This window comes from uncultured Rothia sp. (assembly GCF_937976295.1).
GTDB lineage: Bacteria > Actinomycetota > Actinomycetes > Actinomycetales > Micrococcaceae > Rothia.
The window spans coordinates 1-8,551 of the sequence record NZ_CALJRY010000317.1 but is presented as its reverse complement, the minus strand read 5'-3'; the positions used below and the strand labels follow the sequence as shown (position 1 = coordinate 8,551).

At 60.1% G+C, this 8,551-nt stretch carries 8 protein-coding genes; 3 read left to right on the top strand and 5 right to left on the bottom strand.

Features of this window, described 5'->3' with window-relative positions; translation table 11 throughout:
* A partial coding sequence (locus tag Q0216_RS08460) for a 4'-phosphopantetheinyl transferase superfamily protein (RefSeq protein WP_298594509.1) occupies positions 1–973 on the bottom strand: 973 nt, incomplete at its 3' end.
* Between the two features lie 174 nt (positions 974–1,147).
* Here Q0216_RS08460 and Q0216_RS08455 point away from each other — a divergent pair.
* Positions 1,148–2,578, top strand: a complete 1,431-nt coding sequence (locus Q0216_RS08455; RefSeq protein ID WP_298594511.1) for an RNase H family protein — start codon at positions 1,148–1,150, stop codon at positions 2,576–2,578.
* A 239-nt stretch (positions 2,579–2,817) separates the two neighbouring features.
* Here Q0216_RS08455 and Q0216_RS08450 read toward each other — a convergent pair whose 3' ends face one another.
* The 4 genes from Q0216_RS08450 to Q0216_RS08435 form a co-directional block, all read right to left on the bottom strand.
* Positions 2,818–3,108 (bottom strand): WXG100 family type VII secretion target, encoded by a 291-nt coding sequence (locus tag Q0216_RS08450; RefSeq protein ID WP_298594507.1) that lies wholly within the window; start codon positions 3,106–3,108, stop codon positions 2,818–2,820.
* A 346-nt stretch (positions 3,109–3,454) separates the two neighbouring features.
* Positions 3,455–4,954, bottom strand: coding sequence for a HAMP domain-containing sensor histidine kinase (locus Q0216_RS08445; protein WP_298594505.1), 1,500 nt, complete (start codon positions 4,952–4,954; stop codon positions 3,455–3,457).
* 1 nt (position 4,955) lies between these two features.
* Positions 4,956–5,660 carry a response regulator transcription factor gene (locus tag Q0216_RS08440; RefSeq protein ID WP_298594503.1) on the bottom strand — a complete coding sequence of 235 codons (705 nt, stop codon included), beginning with the start codon at positions 5,658–5,660 and terminating at the stop codon, positions 4,956–4,958.
* Between the two features lie 75 nt (positions 5,661–5,735).
* Positions 5,736–6,008: a hypothetical protein gene (locus tag Q0216_RS08435; RefSeq protein WP_298594501.1), complete on the bottom strand. Its 273-nt coding sequence runs from the start codon at positions 6,006–6,008 to the stop codon at positions 5,736–5,738.
* 141 nt (positions 6,009–6,149) lie between these two features.
* Here Q0216_RS08435 and Q0216_RS08430 point away from each other — a divergent pair, with 141 nt between their 5' ends.
* Positions 6,150–6,911 (top strand): DUF3027 domain-containing protein, encoded by a 762-nt coding sequence (locus tag Q0216_RS08430; RefSeq protein ID WP_298594499.1) that lies wholly within the window; start codon positions 6,150–6,152, stop codon positions 6,909–6,911.
* Between the two features lie 223 nt (positions 6,912–7,134).
* Positions 7,135–7,839 carry a metal-dependent transcriptional regulator gene (locus Q0216_RS08425; RefSeq protein WP_298594497.1) on the top strand — a complete coding sequence of 235 codons (705 nt, stop codon included), beginning with the start codon at positions 7,135–7,137 and terminating at the stop codon, positions 7,837–7,839.
* The last annotated feature ends 712 nt before the right edge of the window (positions 7,840–8,551 follow it).

The window sequence follows — 8,551 nt, the reverse complement described above, 5'->3', positions numbered from 1 at the left end:
TCTCAACCTGCGCTGGCTCACCCCCGTACTCACCCTCAGGCTCACCCCCGGTCGGGTTCTCCACCGCCAGGGCGATGAGCATCTTCTGCGCGTGCTCGGGGTTCTCCGCGTCGGGCAGTGCCACGGGTACCCACTGCAGGCTAAAGCTTCGCTCGATAGCCTCGCTGCTCTGATTACCGCCCTGATCACCGGCGTGAGGCGCGCTAAAGGTCGCTTGAGAGATCAAACTATCCTGAGTCAGTACACGCAGGGCGGTCGGCTCGGGAACGTTGCTGTTCGGAAGGTCACCCGGGACCTCCTCATTCATGGCAGATTCGAGCGCATCCAGCAGCTCATCGGTGAGCTGCACCCGGACCAGGGACGGCACCACGCTCAGGCCGTGGCCGGTCGCCTTGAGCACCGCCTCCTTAGCGGTCCACAGCGCCACCGAGAGCAGATGCAGTACAGGCGCGGGGCGTTCCTGCGCCACCCGTTCATAGAACGTACGTTCTTCATTGGAGAGCGCCAGGCGCGCAAAACCGGAGAACAGGCGCGCATCCAGAGTCTCAACATCCACGCCGAGCACCGCCGAGGCGTTACGGCTAAACGCACCCACCACCAGCGGATTCACCTGCGACATATTGAAATTTACGCCCGCAATACGCGGCTTACCGTGCTTCTTACCGCTGGTGCACAGGGTGCAGGAACGATCCACCTCAATCTCAGAAGCGGCACTGGAGGGCACATCCAGACGCGCCGCCGCCATGGCACGCATGAGCGCCTGAGTGCTCAGATAGCTGACCGCCGCCGTGGAGGTCGGCAACTGCGCCGCATGCTGCTGCTCGGCAAGACCCAGGTAGCTCAACCAGCTAAAACGCAGGGAACCGTACATGGTGCGAGTGGGAAGAGCGAAAATCTGCACGCGCTCGCTCGGACGGGCGGTAGGGCGCTCCGGGCGCTGTGCGCTGGGTGTTTCGGGGGCAGAATAGCTCATAGGTTTAGTGTACCCGCCCGGCATTACGGCAAATGGCGCTGTGAGGCTGCTTGAGGTTATCCACAGCTGTGACCGCGCGCTACGCACCCTCGCCGCCGGTGCGGTAAAGTCATCACAGACATCATTACGGACAGCCGCCCGCACAATAGAGGGGTGGCGCAGAAAGAAGGTACCGTGAACAGCACGCAAGAAATCATTGCCGCCGCAGACGGCTCGGCGCTGGGCAACCCCGGACCGGCGGGCTGGGCATGGTATATCGACGACGACCACTGGGCGAGCGGCGGCTGGGCGCACGGCACCAACAACATGGGTGAGCTCAAGGCCGTCCTAGACCTGTTCGAGGCGACCGCATCCCGCCCGGAGGCGAAGCTGCGCGTGTACTGCGATAGCCAGTATGTCATTAACTCCCTGACCAAGTGGATGCCCGGCTGGAAGAAGAAGGGCTGGAAGAAGTCTGACGGTAAGCCCGTGCTCAACCGCGACCTGCTGGAGGCGCTGGACCGGGCGCTGACCGGCCGCGACTACGAGTTTATTTGGGTGAAGGGCCACGCGGGTCACGAGCTCAACGAGAAGGCGGACTCCCTGGCGAACGGTGCTGCGCGCGCCTATCGGGAGGGGCGCGAACCCGCGCACGGTCCCGGCTTTGGTGCCTCTGCTGAACCCGCTACTGCGGCTGTTGAGGCCCCGGCTGTTGAGGCTCCGATTGTGAACGCTCCGGTGGCTGAGCCCTCGCTCTCTGACGCTGCCCTCTCTGAGCCGGTACCCTCTGAACTGGCATCCTCTGAGCCTTCTGCGGACGCCCACCTGCCCGTGCAGGAATTCACCGCAGCCGAGATTGAGAACGCCCAGCGCGGCGTGGAGAGCCTGCGCCTGTCCGGTCTGCTGCGCCCCGCCTCCGCGGTAAACGCCCCCGACCCGGAGGCGGTCCGCACCCGCAAGGAGCAGCTGGCGCTCGCGGCGGAGCGCGCCGCCGAGCGTGACGCAAAGGCACTGGCGCGCCAGCAGGAGACCGCTCAGCAGGCAGCCGGTGCCGCGCAGGCGGAAGAAGAGGATGACCTGACCGGGCTGGAAGAGTTCGCGGGCCTCGATCCGAACGACGTTGACCCGGCGGAACTGCTGGGCGAGACGGAAGAACAAGCAGAAGCGCGCGTTGAAGAGCAGGCGGTAGAGCCCGTTCAGGATGCTCCGGCTCAGCCCGCTCAGCCCGTTGCGCATACTCAGCCTTCTGAACCCGTGCCCGCCGCCCCTGCTGTCCCCGTAGTGAACCCCGAGGAAGCCGCCGCCGCAGAGCAACTGCTCGAAAGCCGCGGTTCCGTCATGGAGGCGGCGCAGCTGGAATCCATGCTGCACGAGCGTCTGGTGTGGGTGACCGCCACCGGCAAGTCGGTGTCCCGCTCCTCGGTGCTGCAGTACCGCGAACGTGCCTTCACCCAGCAGGGTGCCCCGCTCAAGCAGGGCGTGCAGGTGCTGGATTCTTCTAGTGTGCTGGTCATGGCGGCGGTTGCGACCGCGCGCGGCCGCGTGAGCCGTTCGAGCATCTGGCATTACGACGCTGAGCGCGGCCTGTGGCGTCTGCGTTTCCGCCAGGAGACCCCCGCCTCATAAGGTTCAGCTCCTAACGCTCAGCGCCTAATTTACGGGCTCTTGAGCCCTCAAAATCTCCGCGCAATAAAACCCCGCCGCATCCTTACTTGCGAGGATGCGGCGGGGTTTTTCTCAATAGATGTTCGCCGCCTTCTGGCGATTCTGGCAGGCGATATGCCGTGCGGCCGGGACCTTTAAACCGCCCGGTCTGCCGCCTGCCTGCGGGTGGGCCTGAGATACCGCTCTGTAGCCCTGACCCCTTAGCCGACGAACATGGAGGCGTTAGCCTGCTCGGTGTCTGCGTAGTTCACGCCTGCGCGGGTGAGTGCCTCGTTGATCTGGGTGATGGATGCTTCGACCTGGCGCTGGGTTGCGTGCCACTGGTCCAGCACGCCCTGGAAATTAGTGGATGCGGAGCCGGTCCAGGAGCTCTGCAGATCGTGCAGGGATGCGGTCATACCGTTGACGTCCGCGGTGATGGATGCGACGTAGGATCGTGCCTGTGCGCTCTTGGCTGCGATGACTTCGGAATCGACATTGAACTGTGCCATGGTTTTTCTCCTTTGAGATATGTGAGATGGGTGGGGCAACTGCCCCGTGGTGGCGCTTGGGGTTTGGATCTCTGGAAGGGTTGAGTTCCTGACCGGAAGCTTGTTATCACTATATCTTTCAAAATGCATCAAATGAGCCAAAAAATCACAATTCAGCAAATCTGTGGATAAACCCGCCAGATTCACTCCACCATCTCGAAAAAATCGAAAACCCGCCCGAAAATGACGCCGCCATGACGCGCACAGCCGCGCCCCATCTGCTTTTTTCCTGCCTGCCCACGCATACAGCAAACCCCCGAACCGTAGAACACCCAAGTTCTACAATCCGGGGGTTTATGCGTCAGTGTTAGTTCATCAGCTGATCGTCCGAGACGGGCGGCGGATAGAACGGCAAAGAAATCACGAAGGTAGCACCGCCACCATCGGTCTCTTCAATGTGAATCCTGCCCTCGTGCTGTTCAATAATTGCAGCCACAATAGACAGACCCAGGCCCGTACCACCAGTCTCACGCGAACGTGAAGTATCGGTGCGGTAGAAACGCTCGAAGACGCGCTCGCGGTCCTCACCGTGAATACCGGGGCCGTGGTCGCGCACCTCCAGTACGGATAGCGGGAAGCCGGGAACCTCTTCGCGCACGCCCACCGCAATCTCCAGGGGGGAGCCGTCGGGGGTGTAGCGCATGGCGTTGGTCAGCAGGTTCGCCACGACCTGACGCAGACGTGATTCGTCACCGAGCACGGTTGCGGAGGTCGGCGCCACCTCTTCATTCAGACCCACCAGGGACACTGCACGATCGGGTGCCGTAGCGTAGGCGTCGTTACTAGCGTCCACCGCCAGGTTGAACAGGTCGAAGGGCGCCAGCTTGGATTCGCGGCGCTCATCAATACGCGCCAGGGTCAGCAGGTCTTCCACGAGCTGACCCATACGCTTGGACTCCGATTCGATGCGGCTCATCGCGGTAGCAACAGCCTCATCGGTGGGCAGAGCACCCTGACGGTACAGCTCCGAGTAGCCTCGAATACTGACCAGCGGGGTGCGCAACTCATGCGAAGCGTCGCCCACGAAGCGGCGCATTTTCGCCTCGCTCTTCTCGCGGGCTTTGAAGAGCATTTCAATCTGGGTGAGCATCGTGTTCAGCGAAACCGCGAGGTTACCGATCTCGTTGCTGGGGTTGTAGTCCTCAATACGCTGAGAGAGGTCACCGGCAGCGATCTTGGCGGCGGTCTGCTCCACGCGAGCCAGCGGCTCAAAGGTGCGGGTCACAATCACCCAGGTCATCGCAATTGCGGAGGCGAGAGTCGCCAAACCAAACGCGAAGGTCAGCACGCCCACGAGGGCGACCACCTGGTTCGTTTGTTTCAGCGGCATGGCAATAAGCAAGGATGCTGCTTCCGTCAGCCCGGAAGAGTCGTTCGACTCAATGGGCACGGCGAGCACGCGCCAATCGGAGGAGCTGCCCACCGAGTTGACGGTGACCGCCTCCTCGTTTTGCTTGCGAACCTTCTCTTCGGTCCAGCCTTGTAGCGCCGGCTCACCGAACTGACTGCTGTCCTCGGACTGGAGCGAGTACAGTACGTTGCCGTCCTTGTCGAGCAGGTACAGGCGGTAGGTGCTCAGGGATTGTTCCTGATTGCCGGAGGGACGCACGGTCGCCAGCTGCACGAGTGAGGGGGCACTGCTCTTCATCTCTTCGTCCAGCTGGTGCACCATCTGGGCGCGCAGAGCGGAAATCGCCACCATGCTCGTCACCGCAATGGAGAGGGCGATGAGTATGGAGGTGATGAGCACCAGCTGGGTGCGAAGGGAGAGAGACTGGGGGATCCGGTCGAGGGGTTTGAGCGCCACGTTAGCCTCGAGAACCGCGAATCATGTAGCCCACACCGCGCTTGGTGTGGATGAGCGGCTCGTGGTTTTCGCGGTTGTTGTCGATCTTGCGGCGCAGGTAGGAGATGTAGGACTCAACGATGGAGGAGTCGCCGTTGAAGTCGTACTCCCACACGTGGTCGAGAATCTGCGCCTTGGACAGCACGCGGTTGGCGTTGAGCATCAGGTAGTGCAGCAGGTTGAACTCGGTGGGGGAGAGGTCAATCTCTTCGTCACCGAGGAACACTTCGTGGGTGTCCACGTTCAGGGTGAGGTTGTCAACGCGCAGTACGGCGTCGTCCTCTTCCTGGATGCTGCGGCTACGGCGCAGAATGGCGCGGATGCGGGCGATGACCTCGTCGAGGGAGAAGGGCTTGGTGACGTAGTCGTCGCCGCCGGCACCCAGACCGGTCACCTTGTCCTCGGTGGCGTCCTTTGCGGTCAGGAAGAGCACGGGGGTGGTGGTGCCGTTTTCGCGTAGGCGGCGGGTCACCTCGAAGCCGTCCATGCCGGGCATCATGACGTCCAGGACAATGAGGTCGGGGTTTTCGGCGTGTGCCTTTTCGAGGGCTTCGCGGCCGTTGCCGGCGGTCACTACTTCAAAACCGGCGAAACGCAGGGAGGTGGCGAGCAGTTCAAGAATGTTGAACTCGTCATCGACGACTAGGAGTTTTGCTTCAGCAGACATACTCTATCTTTCTCTCTGAATGGCAGGCTGTACTTGATAAGTGAATGATGTGTGTGAGCTTGCGGCTCAAAATCTTTATGCCTTGTTGCGGCGCATGACCGACAGGATGAGTGCGGCCATGAGTGCAATAAAGGCGACGGGGAGGAGGACCAGCGGAATCTGGCTCATGAGGGCGGGCGGCGCTGCCCCAACCCACTTCATCACGAGCATGGCAACTCCGGTGAGCAGACAGAGCAGGGCGAGAATCGCGCCGCCTGCACCGAGCCAGCGGATGGCTCCGGCGTAGGGAAGGGGCGTGGGCGCCCGGTCTGCGGTGCTGCGCGTGTCCTGTACGGGTTCGTTACTCATGAATTTAACGGTATCAGCTCACACACAGCTGTTAATGAGCGAAGCCCCAGATTTAGCGGTTTGAGACTCAAATTCACAGCGTATGTGAAGCTTGGGGGAGCGGCCGCACTGTTTGCGCACGCGAGATGCTTTAATAGGGGTATGTCTGAACAGGTTATTGAACTGCTCCCCGAAACTACGCCCGCTGCTGACGCGCCCGCAGAGTCCGTTGTGCATTCTGCCGCGCCTGAGAGCGCTGACGAGGGTAGCGCTGTACCTGCTGAGACTCAGCCCTCCGTGAACGCTGAGGAGCCTGAGGTGGCTGAGACGCCTGCTGAGGAATCTATCTCCGAGGAATCCGCTGCCGAAGAAACTGAACAGAACGAAGACTCCACCCCCGACCCCTTCACCCCGCTGGATGAAGAGGTAGGTGCCCCCTCCCTGGGTGTTCCGCACAAGCTGCGCCGCACCTCCAAAGTGGATGAGATTCTTGCCGCTGCTAAGGACGTAGCACTGCAGGGCGTTCAGGAAATCGCCCCGGCACACGCTATCGGTCTGGTTCACCATGTGCGCGCCGAGGAAGAGCGCCTGAGCACTCACCTGTTTGAGTGCACCCTGCCCGGTTACCGTGGCTGGTTCTGGTTCGCGACCCTCTCGCGTGCGCCTCGCTCCCGCGTGGCAACCATTTGCGAGGTTGGCCTGTTGCCCGGTGACGACGCGCTGATCGCACCGGATTGGGTTCCGTGGGCTGACCGTGTTCGCCCGGAAGACCTGGAGGAGAACGCCGCGCAGGAGAACGCAGAGTCTGATGCAGCGGCTGAGGAATCTGCTGGTGAGCCCGTAGAGAACAACTCGGCGGAGAAGGAAACCGCGCAGAACGCTTCTGCTGCAGAGGAAACTGCCGAGGCTGAGTCCGCAGAGTAGAACCTACTATCCACTCCTCTTAATAAGGGGTGGGCTAACAAAATGTATATATAAGGTGTTGTATTGAGTCGTCCAACGGTTATTGTTGGGCGACTCAATGACTTAAGCCAATGACTTAAGCCGTGGCAAAAGCCGCTGAAAAAGTACATAATAGATTATTGAATAAGTAACGACTTAGGCAGTGCTATCTAAGCACTGTTGCGGTGATAGCTGGGAGAGATATATGACAGACCTCATCGATACCACAGAGATGTATTTGCGCACCATCCTCGAACTGGAGGAAGAAGGCATCGTCCCCATGCGTGCGCGCATCGCTGAACGACTGGAGCACTCCGGCCCGACCGTTTCCCAGACCGTGGCACGCATGGAGAAGCACGGTCTGCTCACCGTTGAGCCGGATCGCCACCTCGAACTGACTGAGGAAGGCCGCCATAAGGCTGTTGAGGTGATGCGTAAGCATCGCCTGGCTGAGCGCCTGCTCTCCGACATTATCGGTTTGGAAATTGAGTACGTGCACGAAGAGGCATGCCGCTGGGAGCACGTCATGAGTGACAAGGTGGAGAAGCGCATCCTGGAGATGCTCAAGGACCCCAAGTTCTCCCCGTACGGTAACGCTATCCCCGGCCTGGAGGCCCTGGGCCACACTAGCGAGAAGAACGATGAGCGCACCGTGCCCATGTCCCTGGCTGCGCGCGACTCTGGCCCCGAGGATCGTTTCACCATTTCTCGCTTCCCCGAGTCCATTCAGACTGATGTTGAGCTACTGAAGCTGCTGGCTGACGCTGGTATTGTCTACGGCGCTTCGGTGTCCGTGGTTGCTGGCCAGAACGATGACGTGATTGTTCACGCCGATGGCGAAGAGGACACCCTCTCCCTGGACATGGACGTGGCAAACGCAATTGTGGTCAAGCGCGGCGGCAGCCTCTAAGCTCCAGTTTTGAGAGTCTACTAACCCGCTTCACGCTTTAAACGGTGGTATCGCCTTCTTCCTTGAGGAGGCGGTGCCACCGTTTTGTGTGCCTGTGGCCCCTTGAGAAGTTGGCTCCTTGAGAACCGGCGTCGTCTTAGATAGTGGACGATTTCGTTCAATAATCGGCGTAAAACGCCATATATAAGGGAAGAATCGGGCAAAGCGGAGGAACGAGGCATGCTCGGGCTGCAAAAGGTGGGGTAAGCGGCGTGTATCAGTGGTGCAGGTTAACTTCACGTGATTCACGTGAGCGAGCGTATACTCCTCTCTTAACTTTTTAGCAACTGCGCTTGAGTGCATTTTTCGCGTTTTTCGCTTAAATCTGAGGTTGAAACTGAGAGAAACGCCGATTTCTCAGCAAATTATGGGAGCAAAACCTTAAGAGACGAGGCTCATTTTTAAGAGTTTTGAACCATGTCCTTAAAGGGTGGTGGCGCGTTAAAAGCGAATGTGCATCCTTGTGAAATGCCTAGTCAAACGCCTTAAGTTGGTTAAGCTCTCGCGAATAAACGGTGTTCTAGCCGTTCAAGCTCGCTCCGTTCCGCCGGGGGTGAAAGCTCAAAATTTAAGCCCGAATGAAGTGACAACTGGGAGTTTTCTGTGTATTCTCATTTCTGTGCCCAAATCCTCATCGTAAGAGGGCACCGTCGAAGCGGTTCCGCTGAGTTCT